At 73.1% G+C, this 20282-nt stretch carries 19 protein-coding genes, 1 pseudogene and 1 riboswitch; of the genes and pseudogenes, 4 read left to right on the forward strand and 16 right to left on the reverse strand.

Features of this window, described 5'->3' with window-relative positions; genetic code table 11:
• Positions 1 to 275: 275 nt before the first annotated feature.
• The 3 genes and pseudogenes from OG802_RS05765 to OG802_RS05775 form a co-directional block, all read right to left on the reverse strand.
• Positions 276 to 1079: pseudogene (locus tag OG802_RS05765) on the reverse strand (polyprenol monophosphomannose synthase); the annotation flags it as partial.
• Positions 1080 to 1647: 568 nt separating this feature from the next.
• Positions 1648 to 3264 (reverse strand): amidohydrolase, encoded by a 1617-nt coding sequence (locus tag OG802_RS05770; protein WP_329407810.1) that lies wholly within the window; start codon positions 3262 to 3264, stop codon positions 1648 to 1650.
• 45 nt (positions 3265 to 3309) lie between these two features.
• Complete coding sequence (locus OG802_RS05775; protein ID WP_329407812.1) at positions 3310 to 3750, reverse strand: Lrp/AsnC family transcriptional regulator; 441 nt, start codon at positions 3748 to 3750, stop codon at positions 3310 to 3312.
• A gap of 241 nt (positions 3751 to 3991) precedes the next feature.
• On the opposite strand from OG802_RS05775, the gene OG802_RS05780 reads away from it, so the two are divergent.
• Both OG802_RS05780 and OG802_RS05785 read left to right on the forward strand, forming a co-directional pair.
• On the forward strand, positions 3992 to 4447 hold the full coding sequence (locus OG802_RS05780) for a hypothetical protein (protein WP_329407814.1): 456 nt from the start codon (positions 3992 to 3994) through the stop codon (positions 4445 to 4447).
• Between the two features lie 376 nt (positions 4448 to 4823).
• A complete protein-coding gene (locus tag OG802_RS05785; protein WP_443055185.1) occupies positions 4824 to 5048 on the forward strand; it encodes a hypothetical protein in 225 nt (74 codons plus the stop codon).
• 84 nt (positions 5049 to 5132) lie between these two features.
• Here the strand turns inward: OG802_RS05785 and OG802_RS05790 are convergent, their stop codons facing one another.
• The 3 genes from OG802_RS05790 to OG802_RS05800 all read right to left on the reverse strand — a co-directional run bounded on the left by OG802_RS05790 (position 5133) and on the right by OG802_RS05800 (position 7489).
• Positions 5133 to 5807, reverse strand: a complete 675-nt coding sequence (locus tag OG802_RS05790) for a TetR/AcrR family transcriptional regulator (RefSeq protein ID WP_329407818.1) — start codon at positions 5805 to 5807, stop codon at positions 5133 to 5135.
• A 74-nt stretch (positions 5808 to 5881) separates the two neighbouring features.
• Entirely contained in the window at positions 5882 to 6022 is a 141-nt protein-coding gene (locus OG802_RS05795) for an SCO1431 family membrane protein (RefSeq protein ID WP_329407820.1), read from the reverse strand.
• A gap of 90 nt (positions 6023 to 6112) precedes the next feature.
• Positions 6113 to 7489: a peptidase C39 family protein gene (locus tag OG802_RS05800; RefSeq protein WP_329407821.1), complete on the reverse strand. Its 1377-nt coding sequence runs from the start codon at positions 7487 to 7489 to the stop codon at positions 6113 to 6115.
• 312 nt (positions 7490 to 7801) lie between these two features.
• Here OG802_RS05800 and OG802_RS05805 point away from each other — a divergent pair, with 312 nt between their 5' ends.
• Positions 7802 to 8422 (forward strand): uridine kinase family protein, encoded by a 621-nt coding sequence (locus OG802_RS05805; protein WP_329416955.1) that lies wholly within the window; start codon positions 7802 to 7804, stop codon positions 8420 to 8422.
• 440 nt (positions 8423 to 8862) lie between these two features.
• A complete protein-coding gene (locus tag OG802_RS05810; RefSeq protein WP_329407823.1) occupies positions 8863 to 10740 on the forward strand; it encodes an AAA family ATPase in 1878 nt (625 codons plus the stop codon).
• Positions 10741 to 10758: 18 nt separating this feature from the next.
• On the opposite strand, the gene OG802_RS05815 is transcribed toward OG802_RS05810, so the two are convergent.
• The 10 genes from OG802_RS05815 to OG802_RS05860 form a co-directional block, all read right to left on the reverse strand.
• Positions 10759 to 11844, reverse strand: a complete 1086-nt coding sequence (locus OG802_RS05815; protein WP_329407825.1) for a hemolysin family protein — start codon at positions 11842 to 11844, stop codon at positions 10759 to 10761.
• Positions 11841 to 13166 carry a hemolysin family protein gene (locus OG802_RS05820; protein WP_329407827.1) on the reverse strand — a complete coding sequence of 442 codons (1326 nt, stop codon included), beginning with the start codon at positions 13164 to 13166 and terminating at the stop codon, positions 11841 to 11843. The genes OG802_RS05815 and OG802_RS05820 overlap by 4 nt, the downstream gene beginning before the upstream one ends.
• Before the next feature lie 206 nt (positions 13167 to 13372).
• Positions 13373 to 13855, reverse strand: coding sequence for a PH domain-containing protein (locus tag OG802_RS05825; RefSeq protein ID WP_329407828.1), 483 nt, complete (start codon positions 13853 to 13855; stop codon positions 13373 to 13375).
• Positions 13856 to 13869: 14 nt separating this feature from the next.
• Positions 13870 to 14727, reverse strand: a complete 858-nt coding sequence (gene hisG, locus OG802_RS05830; RefSeq protein WP_329407830.1) for an ATP phosphoribosyltransferase — start codon at positions 14725 to 14727, stop codon at positions 13870 to 13872.
• 70 nt (positions 14728 to 14797) lie between these two features.
• Complete coding sequence (locus OG802_RS05835; protein ID WP_018534786.1) at positions 14798 to 15070, reverse strand: phosphoribosyl-ATP diphosphatase; 273 nt, start codon at positions 15068 to 15070, stop codon at positions 14798 to 14800.
• Positions 15071 to 15103: 33 nt separating this feature from the next.
• Entirely contained in the window at positions 15104 to 15589 is a 486-nt protein-coding gene (ribH, locus tag OG802_RS05840; protein WP_109001591.1) for a 6,7-dimethyl-8-ribityllumazine synthase, read from the reverse strand.
• Positions 15590 to 15656: 67 nt separating this feature from the next.
• Positions 15657 to 16946 (reverse strand): bifunctional 3,4-dihydroxy-2-butanone-4-phosphate synthase/GTP cyclohydrolase II, encoded by a 1290-nt coding sequence (locus OG802_RS05845; protein ID WP_329407833.1) that lies wholly within the window; start codon positions 16944 to 16946, stop codon positions 15657 to 15659.
• Positions 16943 to 17584 carry a nicotinamide riboside transporter PnuC gene (gene pnuC / locus OG802_RS05850; protein WP_329407835.1) on the reverse strand — a complete coding sequence of 214 codons (642 nt, stop codon included), beginning with the start codon at positions 17582 to 17584 and terminating at the stop codon, positions 16943 to 16945. Before pnuC ends, OG802_RS05845 begins: the two co-directional genes overlap by 4 nt.
• The gene (locus OG802_RS05855) at positions 17581 to 18204 is read right to left on the reverse strand and encodes a riboflavin synthase (RefSeq protein ID WP_329407837.1); all 624 of its coding nucleotides are present in this window, start codon (positions 18202 to 18204) and stop codon (positions 17581 to 17583) included. Before OG802_RS05855 ends, pnuC begins: the two co-directional genes overlap by 4 nt.
• Positions 18205 to 18350: 146 nt before the next feature.
• A riboswitch (FMN riboswitch) is annotated at positions 18351 to 18481 on the reverse strand.
• Between the two features lie 338 nt (positions 18482 to 18819).
• Entirely contained in the window at positions 18820 to 20265 is a 1446-nt protein-coding gene (locus OG802_RS05860) for an ROK family transcriptional regulator (protein WP_329407839.1), read from the reverse strand.
• Positions 20266 to 20282 lie beyond the last annotated feature (17 nt).

Consider the following 20282-nt stretch of genomic DNA (forward strand, 5'->3'; position numbering starts at 1 on the left):
TAAGGGCAGGATCAGCTGTCGCTGTGCGACGCGCCGTCGGCCCGGGATCCGCCGGATCCGCCCTCCGTACGCGCGTCGGCGGCGTCACCGGCGGACTCGACCGCGGCGCTGTCCGCGCTCCCGTCCACCGGGGCGTCACCCGCGGCCCGGGCGGGCCCACTGCCGGCGTCCTCCGGTTCCGGGGCGTCGCCGGCGGCGTTCTCGGGCCGCGCGGGGTCGCCGCCGGACTCCGAGGTCGGCGCGGCGGTGCCGTGGGCGGGGGCGGGCGTCGTCCGCGGGCGCTCCGGCTTTCCGGCTCCGCGGCCGGTGATCTTGCCGACCCGCTCCCCCACGCCCCACGCCGTGACCCGCCACAGCGCCTCGACGAGGATGTCGCGGCTCATCTTGGAGTCGCCGAGTTCACGCTCGACGAAGGTGATGGGCACCTCCACCACGTGGTAACCGGCCTTGACCGCGCGGCGCGCCAGGTCGACCTGGAAGCAGTACCCCTGCGAGGCCACCTCGTCGAGGCCGAGGCCCTCCAGGGTCTCGCGGCGGAAGGCGCGGTAGCCGCCGGTGATGTCGCGCAGCGGAAGGTCGAGGGCGAGGCGGGAGTACAGGCTGCCGCCGCGGGAGATGACCTCGCGGGACCGGGGCCAGTTCACGACCCTGCCGCCCGGCACCCAGCGTGAGCCGAGGACGAGGTCGGCGCCCTTGAGCGCGGTGAGCAGCCGCGGCAGTTCCTCGGGCTGGTGCGAGCCGTCGGCGTCCATCTCGATCAGGACGCCGTAGCCGTTGTCCAGGCCCCAGTGGAAGCCCGCGAGGTAGGCGGCGCCGAGGCCCTCCTTGCCCTTGCGGTGGAGCACCCGCACCTGCTCGTCCCCGGCGGCCAGTTCGTCGGCGAGCTTGCCGGTGCCGTCCGGGCTGTTGTCGTCGGCCACGAGGACGTGGGCCTCCGGGACAGCCTTGCGTACCCGGCCGACGATGCTCTTGATGTTCTCCGCCTCGTTGTAGGTCGGAATGATCACCAAGGCCGTGCCGAGCGGACCGAACTGCCGTCCCCGGTCCTGTGCCGCGCGGGTCCCGTCGCCGTCGTTCACTGCTGCCCCTTCAAGTTCGTACGCAAGGGACCACCATAGTGGCCGCCGCCTGCGATGACGTGACAGGACGTTCGAATCGTGGTGTCGAGTCCCCGAAAACGGGGTAAGAACGCGCCTTTGGGTTCGTATGTGCGCCCCTGCCCGCGCGGGCGGGACGCGAGCCCGCTGCGGATGGGGGCCCGGCGCTCTTCGGGCCGGCCCGGGATCCGCTGGCTGCGGGTCGACCGAAAGCCGTTGTCTACTGAGCGCCCGGGCCCCACCCGGGTCACACCTCCCCGACCGGCCAGAACGTTCCCTCGCTGCGGCGCGGGCGCTGAGCCTGGCTGCCAGCGGCGGTGCGCCGGCTCGGCGCACCGTCCCTGACCCAGCGGCGCCGCGGCGAGTGCGTGGACGTTCTCCGGCGGGGCGTCCGGCGGTGGACTCCGCCGAACCTACCGGCCTTGCGCAGTCGGCTGTCAACCGGCGTTCGACCTGCGCGTCTTTCGTCAACGCCCTGGTCAGAGGGGAGGGGAAGCCGTCGGCACGAGGCCCTGCGGACGGGTGATCTTCGCCGCGCCGGTCCGGGAGATCACTCGCTCGGGCGCACGAACACGGTCCGCCCGCCCACCACGGTGCGCAGACACTCCGGCAGTCCGGCCCCGGGGGTGAGGTCGGGCAGCCCGGGGGTGCCGGAGCGCGGGTCGGTCGACCAGCGGGCGACCCGGTCGTCGGGGGCCTGGACGACGAGTTCGTCCGTCCGCCAGACCGCGTAGTCGGCGGGTGCGCCCGGCACCAGGACGCCCCCGTCGTCGCGGCCGATCGCCCGCCATCCGCCGCGTGTGTGGGCGGTGAACGCGGCCCGCACGGAGACCCGGTGCTCGGGCGTGCGGTGGAAGGCGGCGGCGCGGACCGTGCCCCACGGGTCGAGAGGGGTGACCGGGCTGTCGGAGCCGAAGGCGAGCGGCACACCGGTCCGCAGCAGGGCGGCGAAGGGGTTCAGCGTGCGGGCCCGCTCGACGCCGAGGCGTTGGGCGTACATGCCCTCCTCGCCGCCCCACAGCGCGTCGAAGGCGGGCTGCACGGAGGCGGTGAGGCCCAGTTCGGCGAAGGCGGCGATCGTCTCCGGGGTGAGCATCTCGGCGTGCTCCACCCGGTGGCGGGCGGCGCGGATCCGCGCGAGGCCCACCTTGTCCGCCGCGGCGCGCATCCCTTCGACGACGGCGCCGACGGCGGCGTCGCCGATGGCGTGGAACCCGGCCTGCAGTCCGGCCTCGGTGCAGGCCACCACGTGCGCGGCCACCTCGGCGGCGCCCAGGTAGGCGGCGCCGGTGTGGTCCGCGTCGGCGTACGGGCCGTGCAGACAGGCGGTGTGGGAGCCGAGGGCGCCGTCGACGAACAGGTCCCCCGCGGCGCCGAGCGCGCCCAGCTCCCGGACCTTGTCGACGTCCCGCTCCGCCCAGTAGCCGACCACCCGTGGGCCGCTCTCCTCGGCGGCGAGCCGCAGCAGGTCCGTGAAGTCGTCCTCGGAGGAGATCTCGGGACCGCCGCACTCGTGGACGGAGCCGATGCCGAGGGAGGCGGCGTGTGCCAGGGCGGCCCGCTGGGCCTCGGCACGCTGTCCGGGCGTCACGGCTGCGAACGCGGCGGCCCGGACGGCGTGGTGGGCGTCGCGGGTCAGCGGCTCCCCGTCGGCGTGCCCCGCCGCGGTGCGCACGCCGGGCGTCAGGTCGAGCAGCGCGGTGGTGGCGACGGCCGAGTGGACGTCGATGCGGCTGAGGTAGAGGGGCCGGCCGCCGGTGGCCTCGTCCAGTTCCTCGCGCCGGGGAGGACGCCCCTCCGGCCAGCCGGAGGCGTCCCAGCCGTGCCCGAGGAGCACCTTGTCGAGCGGGCGGGCGGCCGCGAAGTCCCGCACGCGGGCGAGGGCGGCGGCCAGGGAGGGGGCCCCGGACAGGTCGAGGCCGGTCAGCGCGAGGCCGGTGGAGGTGGTGTGCACATGGGCGTCGGTGAACGCCGGGGCGACCAGCGCGCCCTCCAGGTCGACGATCTCGTCGACGCCGTCCGCGAAGGCGTCGGCGGCGCCCTCGGAGCCGACCCAGGCGACCTGGCCGCGCTCGACCACCATCGCGGTCGCGAACGGGTCGGCGGGACTGTGGACCTCTCCGCGGCGGAGCAGGACGGTTTTCGGCTGGGGGGCGCGCTCACTCATGGGAACAGTCTCGCGCCTCGCGCCGGCCGCCCGGCACGGGGTCCCTCAGATCCTCGGCGGCCGGGCCTCGTACGGGGTGGACAGGGCGACCGTCGTGCGCGTCGACACCCCGGCCAGCGCCCGGAGCCGTCCCAGGAGCTCCTCCAGCTCGTGCGGGGTGGCCACGCGCACCTTGAGGATGTAGTTCTCGTCCCCGGCGACGCTGTGACAGGCCTCGATCTCGGGCAGACCCGCCAGCCGCTCGGCGATGTCGTCGGGGGCGCTGGGGTCGAACGGTTTCACCGAGATGAACGCGGTCAGCGGCAGCCCGACGGCCTCCGGGTCGACGACGGCCGCGTACCCGCGGATGACGCCGCGCTGTTCCAGCCTGCGCACTCTCTGGTGCACGGCGGACGTGGACAGGCCCGTGGCCTTGCCCAGATCGGTGTAGCTCATCCGCCCGTCCTTGACGAGCAGCTGCACGATTTGTCGGTCCAGCTCCTCCATGACGCAGAACCTACCGTGCGGGCGATCTCCGCGTATACGTATGCAGCCCAGGTCATAGCCGGTTCGTGATGTGGCGGGGGCGCGTGGGGCGTGCGGCATCTGCGTCGGGCATGTGACGAATGCCACAGCACTTGTCAAGGCTTGGTGAGGGCCCGGTGGTTACCGCGCGTACCGGCTGGGAAGTGCTTGCTGTGGTCGAGGCCGCAGTGCCTTCACGGCCCAGTCCGAGGGGGAGAATCCCATGCAGAATCCCAAGCGCCCTGGTCGCACCGCGCCCAAGCGGCTCCAGTCGGTCGTCGAACCCGAGCCGGAGGGCGTCGAACCCTTCGACGCCGACGGTTTCGACGCCGATGACGCCGACCACTTCGACGCCTACGACACCTTCGAGATGTACCGCGTGATCTGCCCGGACTGCGCGCAGCCCATCGCGCTGCTGGCGGACGAGGAGATCCTGCCGGAGCACGCGCTGTGCGCCTCGCCGTGGAACCCGTTCGGGCTCACGGTCTGCGCCGGGACGGGACGCGCGGCGTCCGAGGCCCGGTCCGCCGACGAGTCCGCGGAACCCCAGGAGCAGGACACGGCGCTGCTGCTGACGCTCCCTCAGGGCCTGGACTGGCGCACGCAGCCCTTCTCGCACGTAGGCGGCCAGGGCTCGCGTCCGATGCGCGTCCCGGCGATGCGCCGCGCCGCGGCCTGAAGCGAACTCTCGCGCGCCCGACGGCAGTCGGCCGGCCGTTGCGCACGCCGGGTGCGGTCGTGCCCGCGTCCGACGCCGACCGCTGCCGGACGGGAGCCTCCTGTCGGCACGTCAGAAGCCGTACACGCACGGCCTGTTGGGCTCTCGACGGCTGACGGGTCACGCCCGGCCGGTCGCGTCGGGGGCAGGACGATCGCCTCGGGTCGCATCGGGCGCACCGTCACGGCCCGCCATCTGACGCGGCGTGAGCGAACGGGAGACCGGGGCACCCCCCGAACTCACGCTCTACGACGGTGGCCGGTGACCTGCCCCGCGGCGTCGCCGTTGCGCTGGTATGGCCCCCACCTATTCGGCTGCACCCGGGCGTCACCGCCAGTTGTTCGTTGCGCCGCGCCCCGAACCCGTCGGCGCAGGATCGGTTCCGCCGGCCGCGCCGGCCGCTCAGGACCCGCCCATCTACCGCGACCTGCTGCGCGTCTGGGCCGACCGGGGCCGGACCCTGCCGGGCCGCCACGACCCCGAGTGGGTGCGACTGGCGGCTCCGCAGGTGCGGCCGGGGCAGTTCGGCGGCTCCGCGGACCCGCTGGGCGACATGCGCTGAGTGCGGCACGGGGACCGGCAGCGGCTCGGGGCGCGGGCGCCTTCGTCCGGGAACCGAGCCCGGACACCGGCGACGGCGGACCGGTCAGGGCCGTCCGGTGGTCGACGGGCGGCGGGCCGGGGCCGGTGCGGGGAAGGCGGGGTCCAGTTCCTCGATGGCGCGCAGGCAGCCGCCCAGCGTCTTCACCAGCAGATCGCCCATGACCTCGCGGGAGAGTTCGGGCCGTTCGATCCACGCCAGGGTGGCCCCCTCCACGCTGCACACCCAGGACAGCAGGGCCATCCGGGGCAGCGGCGGGATGTCGCCGCTGCCGTACGCGCCCTCGGCGAGGGTCGCCACGATCGCCGCGCGCACGCCGTCGCGGATGGCGTGCACCTCGGTGTCGAAGCCCACGCCGCCGCTGACGATCGTCCGGTACGCGGCCTGGTTGTGCTCGGCGTAGCGCAGATAGCCGTCGATGGTGCGGTGCACGCGGTCCACCTGGGGCAGGTCCGCGCGGCTCGCCGCGAAGGCGACCAGGGCGGCGACGGAGTCCTGGATGATCGCCAGGTAGTAGCCGCGCTTGGACTGGAAGTAGTAGTAGATCAGCCCCTTGGCGACGTGCGCCTGCCGGGCGATGTCGTCCATCGAGAGGGCGTCGTACGACGTGTCGGCGAACAACTTCCGCCCGATGGAGATGAGTTCGGCGCGGCGCGCCAGTGAGCGCTCGGTGCCGCGCGCCCGGGGCCGGACGACTTCGCGCTGTTCACTGATGTTCAATGTCGACCCTGATCTCGGGCGGTCGGCGGGACGTCCGCAGTATGTCAGGTCAACCGCGCGTCAGGACACGCCCGTCACAGCAGTCCGAGCTGGGTGACCAGCATCGCGACGACCGCGACGAGGACCCAGCCCGCGACGTGCTCCAGGATCTTCGGGCCGTCGGCGTCGGGGCCTCCGGTGCGGACTCGGGCGGCGGTGGCTGTCTGTGCGGTCATGGCGGCTCGCTGAGGTCGGACGTACTGGTGGATCCCCCCACGATCCGTCCACCTTGCCATCTCCCGGGACCTTTGCGGCGGAGACGTTGCTCACACGGGGATGCCCACCGCGGCGAGGGCCTCGCACTGGCGGGCCGTGGGCCGCGCCGGGAAGTAGACGTAGCAGACGCCTCCGCTGCCGGAGACGACCTTGCCGCTCGCGTCGTGACGCCGGGTCCTGAGCCAGACGTTCTCGAACTCCCGCCGCGGGTACACGCGCCGCACCGCCGCGTCGTCCGCCGAGAACGGGTCGTTGGCGATCACGTCGCCCCGGGCCGTGAAGCCGATCACCGTCATCAGGTGCCCGGAGGTGCCGTAACCCGCCCCCGTCAGCTCCTCCTTGAGGAACGACTGGGACGTCATGGCCGGGATGCCGGCGGCGATCAGCGTCTCGAGGCCGGTGAGGGAGCCGAGCCGGGTCACCACGCCCCGCAGGTCGGTGAAGGTGGCCGCGTAGGCGGCGTTGAACGGCCAGTTGCCGCAGCCGCCGTACTGGTAGTCGTACGTGTACCGGGCGGCGTGGCACACCTGGGGGTCGCTGTAGGAGGGGTCGACCCAGGCCAGCTGCCGGGGCGTGAGCCGGCCGCCCCAGTACTCGACGGCCATCTGTGTGGACGTGGGGCTGCACCAGGCCTCGCCGCCGCTGTCGTACTCGGGGTAGCGGCCCCGGTGGATCTCCTGCGAGTAGCGCGGGACGACCAGTTCCCGCGCGACGCCGGGCACGGAGGCCGGGACGGTGAAGCGGTCCGGGACGTCGGAGCCCATGGCGTCCAGCCGCCACACGGTGGGGGTGGCGCCGGAGCCGGGGCGGCGGTACAGGGTGAGCCGGAGCCTGACGGCGGCGATCCGCAGCCCCGTGGCGGCGTCGTCGACGGCGAGGGTGTCGGTCCAGACGGTGCTGCGCCCGTCCTTCTGGCCGTCGACCGAGGTGCGCCGGACGTCCTGGTCGCCGGAGGCCCAGCGGCCCATCACGTACCAGGGGGTGTCCTCGCCGTCGGAGTACGTGCCCTTCAGCTCGACCTGGAGCCAGGTGCCGGCCGGGGTGCTCGCGTTCCAGGAGGCGACCACCTCCGTGGCCGGCACCGCCAGCGCCCGGGCCGGGGACGTCCAGGTCGCGTACTCCCAGGCGGCGGTGGCCTTGGTGTGCGGGTCCGTGTAGTCGACCGAGCCCAGCGGGGCGGCGATGACGACTCCGGGGCGGGTTCCTGCCACGGCACGGGTTCCCTGGGCGGCGCCGCCGGACCAGTCGGCGTACGTGGTCCAGGCGCGGTGGTCGACGGACCGGGCCGGGGCCGCTTCGGCGTCGCCGGCGTCCCCCGGGCCGGCGGCCGGTGCGGCCGTCGCGGCCGGGGCCGACGCACCGGCCACCGCGGCGGCGACCGTGACGGCGAGGACTCTCCTGCGGGACGGCTGTTCGGCTCTGCTCATGGGCGGAAGGACCCCCGAGGTCTCGGCGCGGCTGTGCGCCCACTATGAACGGCCGCGGACCCGCCTTCCAGCACCGCCGCCCGGGCCACGCCCACGGACGTGGGGCCGAACCACCGGTGTGGCGTACGCACGTAGGATTCCGGGGGGACGCGGGGATCGTCCCGACGCCGGGTTCCCGGCCCGGACGTGCTCGCGGGCCGTCCCGAACGGCGGGTACCGGCCCCCGGCCCTCCCGCCGGCCTCGCGCCCCCCCGTTCCTCCTACCCCCCTTCTCCTCCTTCTCCCGTTCCCCCTCTCCCACCTGGACCCGCCATCCACCAGCTCGCCTCCCGGCTCCGCCGCCTGCCGCCGTCCTGCGGGCCGGTCCGTCTGATCGGCGTCGACGGCCACGCCGGCTCGGGGAAGTCCACGTTCGCCGCGGCGCTGGCCGAGGCGATCGGCGGGGCGCCGGTGCTGCACCTCGATGACATCGCCTCGCACGCGAGGCTGTTCGCGTGGACCGAGCAGCTGCTCACCCAGGTGATCGAGCCCTTCGAACGCGGCGAGAGCGCGCGGTACACCCCCTACGACTGGCGCGCCCGGCGCTTCGGCGCCCCCCGGACCCTGCCCGCGGAACCCGTCGTCCTCGTGGAGGGAGTCGGCGCCGGACGCCGGGCCCTGCGGCCCGTGCTCTCGTGTCTGCTGTGGATGGACGTGCCGGCAGAGCAGGCCTGGGCGCGCGGCCGGTCACGGGACGGGGAGGAGCAGCGGGAGTTCTGGGACGGCTGGGTTCCGGCCGAACTCGGCCACTTCGCCGCCGATCCGTCGCGGCCGTACGCCGACGCGCTGGTACGGCAGTCGCCCGAGGGATACGAGGTGCTGCCGGGACCGCGCGGAGGGCCTGGTCCGCACCAGGATGTCACTCATGGTGAGGGACCGGCCGCGATGTGGTGAACCTGTGAAGACTCTTGCGTTCGAAGTTCGCCAACTGCCTCAACTCCGCTTGACCGGCGGCCCGTACAGGTCTTACGTTCTCAATGTGCGGCATCGCAGCCGCTCTCAGACGCGAAGCCCCCGGTTGTTCCCCCGTGATCGGGGGCTTCGTTCTGCCCTCTTCCCGGTCCCCGGCCCCCGTTTCCGGGCGCTGCGCGGGGCCGTCCGCTCACCCTGGGTCACGGTTTCGTCGTGCGCCCCATGTGCTCCCACCTCGTGGAACGTCCTGTGCGGCACCCTACGGCGGGCACCTTCCGCGCGGGTACGATGCCCTCGGTGCGACCTGGACGACTGCTGCGCGCACCTTGCAACTCCGGTCCGCGGTACAGCGGTTCGACCAAGGCAGCCGGCGGGCGACGGCCCGGCGGCAGACCGACGGGGCACGGTTTGTGGGGGACGTGATGGACTTCGGCACGCAGGGCCCCGAGGCCCCGGCCGACCTGGCCTGGCTGCGAGGCGTGGACGCCTACACCATGGGCGCCTATCCGCAGGCGGAGGAGGAGTTCCGCACGGCGGTGCGGATCGACCCCGGAATGGCCGACGGCTGGCTCGGGCTGCACGCGCTGCGCGTCGACACGACGACCGCCCTGTTGCGGATGTTCCGCCACCGCGAGCGCTTCGGCGAACAGCGCACCCGGCACCGCCGCACCCTCAACTCCTGGTACTGGCTGGGCTGGTGGGTGCAGCCGGTGCTGGAGAGCCCGCGCGACCTGCTGCTCGCGCACGCCTCGCACTGGCTGGACGGCCGCCATGTGCCCGAGCTGGACCGGGCGCTCGCCGGACTCCCGCCCGTGGACGCCGACCACCAGGTGCGCTTCCTGCACGCCTGCCGCGCCTACCTCGTCAAGGACTGGGAGCAGCTGGTCCGGCACACCGACCCGCTGCTGGACGACTCCCTGCTGGGCATCGAGGCCGGGCTGTTCGGCGGGATGGCCCGGGTGCGCCTGGAGATGTACGGGCAGGCCGAGCCGCTGCTGTCGGCGGCGCTGATGCGCTGCCGCAGCGAGCAGCCGCAGCGCAAGGAACTGCGGTACTGGCTGGCCAGGGCCCACGAGGGCACCGGCCGGTCGGCGGCCGCCCTGCCCCTGTACCGGGCGGTGCACCGCGTCGACGCCGCGTTCATGGACACCTCGGCCCGGCTCGCCGCGATCGCCGAGGGCGACGGCTGCGACGGCTACGACGACACGGCCGATCTCGCCGCGATCACCCTCACGGGGCTCGGTCAGGACGCGGTGGACGGCCCGGACGGCTTCGACCCCGTGTTCGGCGCCGAGGGGCGCGACCTGCGGCTCACCGATCCGGTCGACCCGTCCCCCGCCGCCCCGCCGGCGCCGGTGGCCGAGCCCGTCGCGCGGAACGCGAACCCCGCCCCTGCCGTGCCGTTGCCGGCCGGGCCCACCGACCCCGCCCTCCTGGAGGCGGCGCTCGCCGAGCTGGAGCGCATGGTGGGACTGGAGCCGGTGAAACGCCAGGTCAAGGCGCTGTCGGCGCAGCTCAACATGGCCCGGCTGCGGGCCGGGCAGGGGCTTCCGGTCCAGCCGCCCAAGAGGCACTTCGTCTTCTCCGGACCCTCGGGCACCGGGAAGACCACCGTGGCGCGGATCCTCGGCCGGGTCTTCTACGCTCTCGGCCTGCTGGGCGGCGACCACCTCGTGGAGGCCCAGCGGGCCGACCTGGTGGGCGAGTACCTGGGCCAGACGGCGGTGAAGGCCAACGAGCTGATCGACTCGGCCCTGGGCGGGGTGCTCTTCGTCGACGAGGCCTACTCGCTCTCCAACTCCGGCTACGGCAAGGGCGACGCGTACGGCGACGAGGCGTTGCAGGTCCTGCTGAAGCGGGCCGAGGACAACCGGGACCACCTGGTGGTGATCCTGGCCGGCTACCCGGAGGGCATGGACCGGCTGCTCGCCGCGAACCCCGGGCTGTCCTCCCGGTTCACGTCCCGCGTCGACTTCCCCTCCTACCGGCCCCTGGAACTGACCTCCATCGGCGAGGTGCTGGCCGCGGAGAACGGCGACGCGTGGGACGAGGAGGCGCTGGACGAGCTGCGCTCGATCGCCGGGCACGTCGTCGACCAGGGCTGGATCGACGAGCTGGGCAACGGGCGGTTCCTGCGGACCTTGTACGAGAAGAGCTGCGCCTACCGGGATCTGCGCCTGTCGACCTACCCGGGCGCACTGACCCGGGACGACTTGTCGACACTGCGGCTGCCGGATCTGATGCAGGCCTACGGCGAGGTGCTGTCGGGGAGGGGGCCGCAGGATCCGTCGGCGCGATGACGGATCCCGCGGCCCCGCTCAGCTCGCCAGCGCCTGCTCCGTTCCGCCGCGCGCCGCCGGCTCCGCCAGCCGCACCTCGGGAACCTCCCGGTGCGCCGGGTCGGTGACCTCGCCCACGAGGAGTTCCAGGACGTCCTCCAGGGCGACCAGGCCGAGGACCCTGCCCGACGCGTCGGCGACCTGCGCCAGATGGGTGGCCGCCCGGCGCATCACCGTCAGGGCGTCGTCCAGCGGCAGGTCGGAGCGCAGCTTGGTCATCGGACGCCACACCTGCTGGGGCACCGCCCGCTCGGAGTTCTCCACGTCGAGGACGTCCTTCACGTGCAGGTAGCCCATGAAGGCGCCGTTCTCGGCGGCCACCGGGAAGCGGGAGTAGCCGGTGCGGGCCGTCAGCTCCACGATCTCGCCCGGGGTGACCGACGGGCTGACCGTGACCAGCGACTCGCGGGTGAGCAGCACGTCGGTCACCGGACGCGAGCCCAGCTCCAGCGCGTCCTCCAGCCGTTCGCGTTCCTCGGGGTCGAGCAGGCCGGCCTCGCCGGAGTCCTCCAGCAGCCGGTTCAACTGCTCGCTGGTGACGACGGCCTCGACCTCGTCCCTGGGCTCCACGTGGAAGAGCCGCAGGATGCCCTGGGCGCAGGCGCCGAGGGCCACGGTGATCGGCCGGCACACCCGGGCGAAGGCGACCAGGCCGGGGCCGAGCCACAGCGCGGCCTTCTCGGGGGCCGCCATGGCGAGGTTCTTCGGCACCATCTCGCCGATGACGAGGTGGAAGAAGACCACGGCCGCGAGGGCGATGACATAGCCGAGCGGATGGATCGCCCCGTGCGGGATTCCGATCCACTCGAACAGCGGCTCCAGCAGCTCGGCGACCGTGGGTTCGGCGACCGCGCCCAGGGTGAGGGAGCAGACGGTGATGCCGAACTGGGCCGCCGCCATCATCTGCGGCAGGCTCTCCAGGCCGTACAGGACCTGGCGGGCCCGCGCGGTGCCCAGGGGCTCGATCTGGCTGCGGCGCACGGAGACCAGGGCGAACTCGGCGCCGACGAAGAACCCGTTGGCCAGCACGAGCAGTGCGGCGAAGAGCAGTTGCAGGGCGCTCATCGGGCGACCTCCACGACCTGGCCGGTGCGCACCAGCCGGACCCGTTCGGCCCGGTAGTGGCCGATCCGGCGCACCGAGAGCCGCCAGCCGGGCAGCTCGGCCCGGTCGCCGACGGCCGGGATGCGGCCGAGCAGGTCGGCGACCAGGCCGGCGACCGTCTCGTACGGTCCCTCGGGGACCTCCAGCCCTATGCGCCGCAGGGTGTCGACGCGGCAGCTGCCGTCCACGTCCCAGGCGGGTCTGCCCTCCTCGGGCGGGGCCGCGGCCAGCTCCGGGGCGTCCTGGCCGTCGTGCTCGTCGCGGACCTCGCCGACGATCTCCTCGACGATGTCCTCCAGGGTGACCACTCCGGCCGTGCCGCCGTACTCGTCGACGACGACGGCGATGGGCTGTTCGCTGCGCAGCCGGGCCAGCAGGGGCTGTACGGGCAGCGTCTCGGGGACCTGGAGGGCCGGGCGGGCGATCCGGACGACCGGGGTGCGCAGCCGGTCGTGGACCGGGACCGCCAGGGCGTCCTTGAGGTGGACCATGCCGACGACTTCGTCGATCCTCTCGCGGTAGACCGGGAACCGGGACAGGCCGGTGGCGCGGGTGAGGTTGACGACGTCCTCGGCGGTCGCCGACGCCTGGAGGGCGCTGACCTTCACGCGCGGTGTCATGACGTGCTGCGCGGTCAGCTCGGCCAGGGACAGCGTCCGTACGAAGAGGTCGGCCGTGTCCTGTTCGAGCGCGCCGGCCTGGGCGGAGTGGCGGGCCAGGGACACCAGCTCGCCGGGGGTGCGCGCGGAGGCCAGCTCCGCGGTGGGCTCGACGCCCAGGGCGCGCACCAGCCGGTTGGCGACGGTGTTGAGCGCGGCGATCACCGGGCGGAAGAGGCGGGAGAAGCCGGCCTGCGGGCCCGCGACGAAGCGCGCGACCTGGAGGGGCTTGGACACCGCCCAGTTCTTGGGCACCAGCTCGCCGATCACCATCTGCACGGCGGAGGCCAGCAGCATGCCGACGACGACGGCCACGCCGGAGGCGGCGCCGTCGGGGACGCCGAGCGTGGTGAACGGACCGCGCAGCAGCTCCGCGAGCGCCGGTTCGGCGAGCATGCCGACGACGAGGGAGGTGATGGTGATGCCGAGCTGGGTGCCGGAGAGCTGGAAGGACAGTTCCTTCAGCGATCCGACGACCGTGCCGGCCCGTCGGTCGCCCTCGGCGGCGGCCTTCTCGGCGTCCGGGCGCTCGACCGTGACGAGGCCGAACTCGGCGGCGACGAAGAAGCCGTTGGCGAGGATGAGCAGGAACGCGGCTGCCAGGAGCAGCAGGGGATGGGTCATGATGCCGCCGCCTGCGATACAGGTCGGACAGGGGCGGCGCAGGTACTACAGGACGAACCGTCCATCGCCGGAGGGAGTCACTCCTCGGGTAGCAGGAACCCCCGTGAGCCCGGCAGGGCACAACAGGGGCGGAGGCGCAAGGGCAGCGCCTCCGTCACCAGATTAATCAAGACAGGGCCATGAACGGCAGGGTGGACGGCGCCGAGTCAGCCCTGATCTTGCTCCGGGGGCGTCTCGGGGTCCCGGACCGACCGTGCTTCGGCGAGCGCCCGCAGGCTGCGCGCGTCGGCGATGGCCTGCCGCTTGTCGATGCCGGGCTGGATGCCGAGGGCCGGCAGGCTGGTGCCGTCGCTGAGGTCGAGGAAGACCCAGGGATCGCCCGGTCGGAGGTTCACCCGGAGGATCTCCGCCCACGCCAGGCGTCGCCGGCCTGCGATGTTCACCACGGTGACGCCCGCTTCGTCGGCGACGACCCGCACCCGGGCGATCTGGGCCAGCGCCCAGAAGATGAGCGCGCCGGTCAGGATGAAGCTGAGCCGCTCCCCCGGGCCGAGCTGCTCCAGCAGCAGGGCCACGGCGGAGATGACGACGAGGATGGCGACCCCGGCCGTGAGCAGCACCACGCGGGTGCGGCCCGGCCGGAAGGTGACGGGGAGGGTGGGCAGGTCGCCACCTGTGAGATCGGACATGTTCCCGGATGCGTTCAGAGTCGGCAGGCGTGGATGGCCGTGGTCAGGATGGCGCGGGCGCCGATGTCGTAGAGGTCGTCCATGATCCGCTGGGCCTCCTTGGCGGGGACCATGGCGCGGACGGCGACCCAGCCCTCGTTGTGCAGCGGGGAGACGGTCGGCGACTCCAGGCCCGGGGTCAGCGCGACGGCCTTCTCCAGCTGCTCGACGCGGCAGTCGTAGTCCATCATCACGTAGGTCCGCGCGACCAGGACGCCCTGGAGGCGGCGCAGGAACTGCTGGACCCTGGGCTCGGCGGCGTCCTCGGCGCCGGCGCCGGTGCGGCGGATGACGACGGCCTCGGACTGCATGATCGGGTCGCCGAACACCTCCAGACCGGCGTTGCGCAGCGAGGTGCCGGTCTCCACGACGTCGGCGATGACCTCGGCGACGCCCAGTTCGATGGCCGTCTCGACGGCGCCGTCGAGGTGGACGACGGAGGCGTCGACGCCCTGCTCGGCCAGGTGCTTGGCGACGATCCCCTCGTAGGAGGTGGCGATCGTGCGGCCCTTGAGGTCGTGCAGGGAGTGCGCGGTGCCCGGCTTGGCGGCGAAGCGGAAGGTGGAGCGGGCGAAGCCGAGGGGGAGGATCTCCTCGGCCTCGGCGCCGGAGTCGACCAGCAGGTCGCGGCCGGTGACGCCGATGTCGAGGCGGCCGGAGGAGACGTAGATCGCGATGTCGCGGGGACGGAGGTAGAAGAACTCCACGTCGTTGACCGGGTCGACGATCCGCAGTTCCTTGGACTCGCGGCGCTGCCGGTAGCCGGCCTCATGCAGCATCTCCCCCGCGGGGCCTGACAGGGAACCCTTGTTGGGGACGGCGATGCGCAGCATGAGGTCGGCTTCCTTCGCGTGGTACGGGGGCTGGGGCGGGTGTGTGCAGAGGGGGGTGCCGGGGGCGTTTCTACAGGTGGGCGTAGACGTCGTCCAGCGAGATTCCGCGGGCGACCATCATCACCTGGACGTGGTAGAGCAGCTGCGAGATCTCCTCGGCGGCGGCTTCCTTGCCCTCGTACTCGGCGGCCATCCAGACCTCGGCGGCCTCTTCGACGACCTTTTTGCCGATGGCATGGACGCCCTTCCCGACCAGTTCGGCGGTACGGGAGGTGGCGGGGTCGCCGGTGGCGGCCTTCTGCTGGAGCTCGGTGAAGAGCTCCTCGAAAGTCTTGTTCGACATGGTGAGGTCAGCCTAGCTCCAACACCGGGTGGGTCAGTGCCAGGGTTCGGATACTGAGCGGAGGGTGGCCGCGGTGGCCACCGCCGCCGTCACCGCCTCGTGCCCCTTGTCCTCGTTGGAGCCCTCCAGGCCGGCCCGGTCCAGGGCCTGCTCCTCGGTGTCACAGGTGAGGACGCCCATGCCGACGGGCACCCCGGTCTCGACGGACACCTGGGTGAGGCCCTGGACGACGCCCTGGCACACGTACTCGAAGTGCGGCGTGCCGCCCCGGATGACGACGCCGAGGGCGACGATCGCGTCGTACCCGCGGCCGGCCAGCGCCTTGGCGACGACCGGGAGTTCCCAGCTGCCGGGGACGCGCAGCAGGGTCGGCTCGTCGATGCCGAGGTCGTGCAGGGCGCGCAGCGCGCCGTCGACCAGGCCGTCCATCACCTTCTCGTGCCACTGGGCCGCGATGACGGCGACCCGGAGGTCACCCACATTGCGTACGGACAGTTCCGGTGCGCCCTTGCCGCTCACGTTCTCGTCTCTCCTCGGTGTCGTTCGGTGCTGTCGGTGCTGTGGGTGCCGTCGGCGCCGGGGGTGGTCACTGGTTGCCGCAGGGGGACACGGGGGCCGCGTCCAGCCAGGGCAGGTCGTGTCCCATCCGGTCCCGCTTGGTGCGCAGGTAGCGGATGTTGTGCTCGCCGGCCTGCACGGGCATGGGCTCGCGCCGGGTGACCTCGATGCCGTGCCGGACCAGCGCCTCGGTCTTCTCGGGGTTGTTGGTCATCAGGCGGACGCTGTGCACGCCGAGGTCGTCGAGGATCTGCGCCCCGGCCCCGTAGTCGCGGGCGTCGGCGGGCAGGCCCAGCTCCAGGTTGGCGTCCAGGGTGTCGTGGCCCTGTTCCTGGAGTTCGTAGGCGCGCAGCTTGGACAGCAGGCCGATGCCCCGGCCCTCGTGCCCGCGCAGGTAGACCACCACGCCCCGGCCCTCGCTCTGGATGCGCTCCAGGGACGCGTCCAGCTGGGGGCCGCAGTCGCAGCGCTGGGAGGCGAAGACGTCGCCGGTGAGGCATTCGGAGTGGACGCGGACCAGGACGTCCGCGCCGTCGCCGATCTCGCCGTGGACGAGGGCGACGTGCTCGACGCCGTCGACGGTGGAGCGGTAGCCGTAGGCGGTGAACGTGCCGTGGACGGTGGGCAGTCGGGTCTCGGCCTCGCGGCGCACGGTGGGCTCGGAGCCGCGGCGGTAGGCGATCAGGTCCTCGATGGAGATGATCGTCAGGCCGTGCTTGCGGGCGAAGGGGATCAGCTCCGGCAGCCGGAGCATCCGGCCGTCCTCGCCGGCGATCTCGACGATCGCGCCGGCCGGCCGCAGGCCCGCGAGGCGGGCGAGGTCGACGGCGGCCTCGGTGTGGCCGTTGCGGGTCAGCACGCCGCCGGGCTTGGCCCGCAGCGGGAAGACGTGACCGGGCCGGACGAAGTCGGCCGCCTGCGCCTGACCGCCCGCCAGGAGCTGGAGGGTGGTGGCGCGGTCGGCGGCGGAGATGCCGGTGGTGACGCCGTGGGCGGCGCTCGCGTCGACGGAGACCGTGAACGCGGTCTTCATCGACTCGGTGTTGTCCTGGACCATCTGCGGGAGCTCCAGCCGCTCCAGCTCCTCGCCCTCCATGGGGACGCAGATCAGGCCGCGGCACTCGCTCATCATGAAGGCGACGATCTCGGGGGTGGCCATCTCCGCGGCGACGACGAGATCGCCCTCGTTCTCGCGGTCCTCGTCGTCGACGACCACGACGGGCCGGCCGGCCGCGATGTCGGCGATGGCCTGTTCGACCGGGTCGAGGGAGAAGTCCTCGACGCCCCCGGTGCTGTAGAGGATCGGTGCTGTGCTCATGCCGGCGCTCCTTCCAGAGCGGGTTGCGAGGCCTTGCGGGAGCGCAGCCACCAGTCGCGCATGCCCCACAGGACCAGCGCGCCGTAGATGACGTACACGAAGCCGGAGAAGGCGTAGCCGTTGGCGAAGTTGAGGGGGACGCCGACGACGTCGACGAGGAGCCAGGCGATCCAGAACTCGACCATGCCGCGCGCCTGGGCGTACATGGCGACGACGGTGCCGACGAAGATGTAGGCGTCGGGCCAGGGGTCCCAGGACAGGGACGGGTGGGCCTTGAAGAGCAGGGCCACGGCGACGGTGCCGAGGGCCGCCGCGCCGGCCATGGCCGCGCGCTCGGTCCAGGTGGCGAAGCGCGGGGTGATCTGCCCGTCCGCCGAGCGTCCCCTGCTGCGGTTCCACTGCCACCACCCGTACAGGGCGACGACCATCACGACGACCTGCTTGCCGGCGCTGCCGGCGAGATGGCCGTAGAAGGCGACGAAGAGGACGAGGCCGGAGAGGAACTGCACCGGCCAGGTCAGCAGCGAACGGCGCCAGCCGAGCGCGAGGGTGATCAGGCCGAGGATGTTCCCGATCATGTCCGACCAGATGATGTGCTGGTCGAACATGACGAAGGCCTCGGAGTTCAGCCAGTTCACAGCGCCGCTCCCGGGGTGCCGGTCGCGCCCTGCGTGCTCCCCAGCAGGCGTTCCACGTACTTCGCGACGATGTCCACCTCGAGGTTGACCGGGTCGCCGGGCTGCTTGAGGCCGAGCGTGGTCAGGGCGAGGGTGGTGGGGATGAGGCTGACGGTGAAGTGGTCGGGGCCGGCGTCGACGACCGTGAGGCTGATGCCGTCGACGGTGATCGAGCCCTTCTCCACGACGTAGCGGGCGAGGCCGTCGGGCAGCGAGATCTTGACGATCTCCCAGTTCTCGGAGCGCCTGCGCTCCAGCACCGCGCCGGTGCCGTCGACATGGCCCTGCACGATGTGCCCGCCGAGGCGCGCGCCGACGGCGGTGGGGCGTTCGAGGTTGACCCGGGAGCCGACGCCGAGGGCGCCGAGGCTGGAACGGTTCAGGGTCTCCGCCATGACGTCGGCGGTGAACTCGTCGCCCTCGTGTTCGACGACGGTGAGACAGACCCCGTTCACGGCGATGGAGTCGCCGTGCTTCGCGCCGTCGGTCACGACGGGGCCGCGCAGCCGGAAGCGGGAGGCGTCGCCGAGATTCTCGACGGCGGTGACCTCACCCAGCTCTTCGACGATTCCGGTGAACACTTCCCGGGTCCTCCTGCCTCTTCGGGCACGGACTCCGGGGCCTGTCGATGACGACAGCAGGTACGGGCGAGGACACCGGGGGCGACGCCGGACAGACTCGTCCAGAGACGAGTACATATACGACGGCACGCACGAATGCCCGCCCGCCGCGCACTGCCTCCCATCCGGACTTTAACCGTCGGTCCAGGAATTTCACCTGGTCAACCGGCCGCTGGAAGCGGCCGGGTCGCGGACTGTAACCGCCGGTTCGGACTTTCACCGACCCCGGAGTGCGCTGCTTTAGGTACAGGGTCAGTGTGCCATGCCGGATGCGCGTCCATACAGGTGAAGAATGTGGGCTGCCTCACAGAGCGTCGCGATCACGTGCACGTCCGTCACCGCGACCTCCGCCCGTCCACCGAACGCGCCATTGGTCCATACCTATTGACGCTTTGGTCTAGTCCTTTCTAGGGTCGACGCGTACGACCCGGCGGCGGTGACGACGGCCCTTGCCCGCCGCCGGGTCCCCCTCGACCCTCCCGCGGCTCCGACGGAGGGACCGCGTGAAAGCCGTGCGCGCGGACGAGTCCGAGGCCCACCTCTCCCGGCCGGTCGGGCCGGCCCACGAGCCGAGGACTACCCGGTGACGCGCATCCGTCGCCGAGCGGCCCCCGGCAGGGCGCGCGGCTCCGCCTCACCGCTGCCGAACAGCTCGTCCTGTGCGGATTCGCGGGCCGTGAGCAGCGCTCCGCGCAGGACCGCGCCGCCGCCCAGGGCGCTGGGGCGCACCTCCGTCGGCAGGGGCGCCATCCGGCGCAGCCGCCGCGCCACCCGGAGCGCCAACTCGTCGCCGCCGGCCCGGCCGACCTCACCGCCGAGGACCACACAGCCGGGGTCGAGGACCGCGACGACGGAGGCGACGCCGAGGGTCAGCCGGTCGGCGAGGGCGTCGAGGAACCGGTCGGCGGCTTCGTCCGGCCGCCTCCCGGCCGTGACCCGCCCGGCCGTCCCGGCCGGAGCATCCGGCGCGGCCGGGGCGGCGGAGGCGTCCCGGGTGTCCCTGAGGCGGTCGACGCCGGCTTCGGCGCCGGCTTCGACGGGGGCCGGGGCGGGGGCGGCCAGGTCGGTCGGGGCTGTCGTGGCCGCCGGGGGGTGGTCGTCGGGTGGGGTCGGGCGGGTCGCCGCCACTGCCCGGCGCACCAGATCGGCGGCGGCCGGTTCGTCGGTGCGGGCCGGTGGCCCCGCCGTCAGGCCGTGCTCGTCCGCCAGGGCGGTGATCGCCGCCGAGCCGGCCAGGGAATGGAAGCCTCCCTCGCATCCCGTGGCCGAGGGCAGGCCGTCGGTGCCCGGCACCGGCAGGAAGCCGATCTCGCCGGTGCCTCCGGAGGCGCCCCGGCGCAGGACGCCGTCCAGCACGACGGCCGCGCCGACGCTGTGGCCGAGCCACAGCAGGACGAAGGTGTCGCGGTCGCGGGCGCCGCCCTCGCGCTGTTCCGCCAGCGCGGCCAGGTTGGTCTCGTTCTCGACGTGCAGGCGGGCGTCGGGGAACCGCTCCCGCAGGGCCGCCATCAGTCGGCGGTGCCATTCGGGCAGCCCGCTGGAGTCGTGCAGCTCGCCGCTCACCGGGTCGATCAGGCCGGGCGCGCCCACGCCCAGGGTGTGCAGCGGGTCGGCCCCCGCCTCCTTGGCCGCCCGTTCGACGAGGGCGACCGCCCGCTCGACGGCCGTGCCCGTGCCGAGGTCGCCGCCGATCGGCACGGACGCCTCGGCGAGCACCTCTCCGACGAGGTCGGAGACGAGCACCGCGACGCCCTCGGTGCGCACGTCCAGGGCGGCCAGGTGGGCGCGGCCCGCGACGATGCGGTAGAGCCTCGCGTTGGGTCCGCGGCGCCGCTCCCCCGTCTCCCCCGCGACCTCGATCAGCCCCGAGGCGGTGAGCCGTTCGACGAGGTCGGCGACGGTGGGCCGGGACAGACCGGTGAGCTGTTTCAACTGCCCGGCCGTCAACGGGCCTTCGCGTTGCAGCAGCCGCAGGGCGAGCCGGTCGTTGATGACCCGGGCGGTGCTCGGGGATGCGGGCATGGCGGGAATCCTCCCAC

Origin of the sequence: Streptomyces sp. NBC_00704 (assembly GCF_036226605.1) — a bacterium.
In the GTDB taxonomy this organism is placed as follows: Bacteria; Actinomycetota; Actinomycetes; order Streptomycetales; family Streptomycetaceae; genus Streptomyces.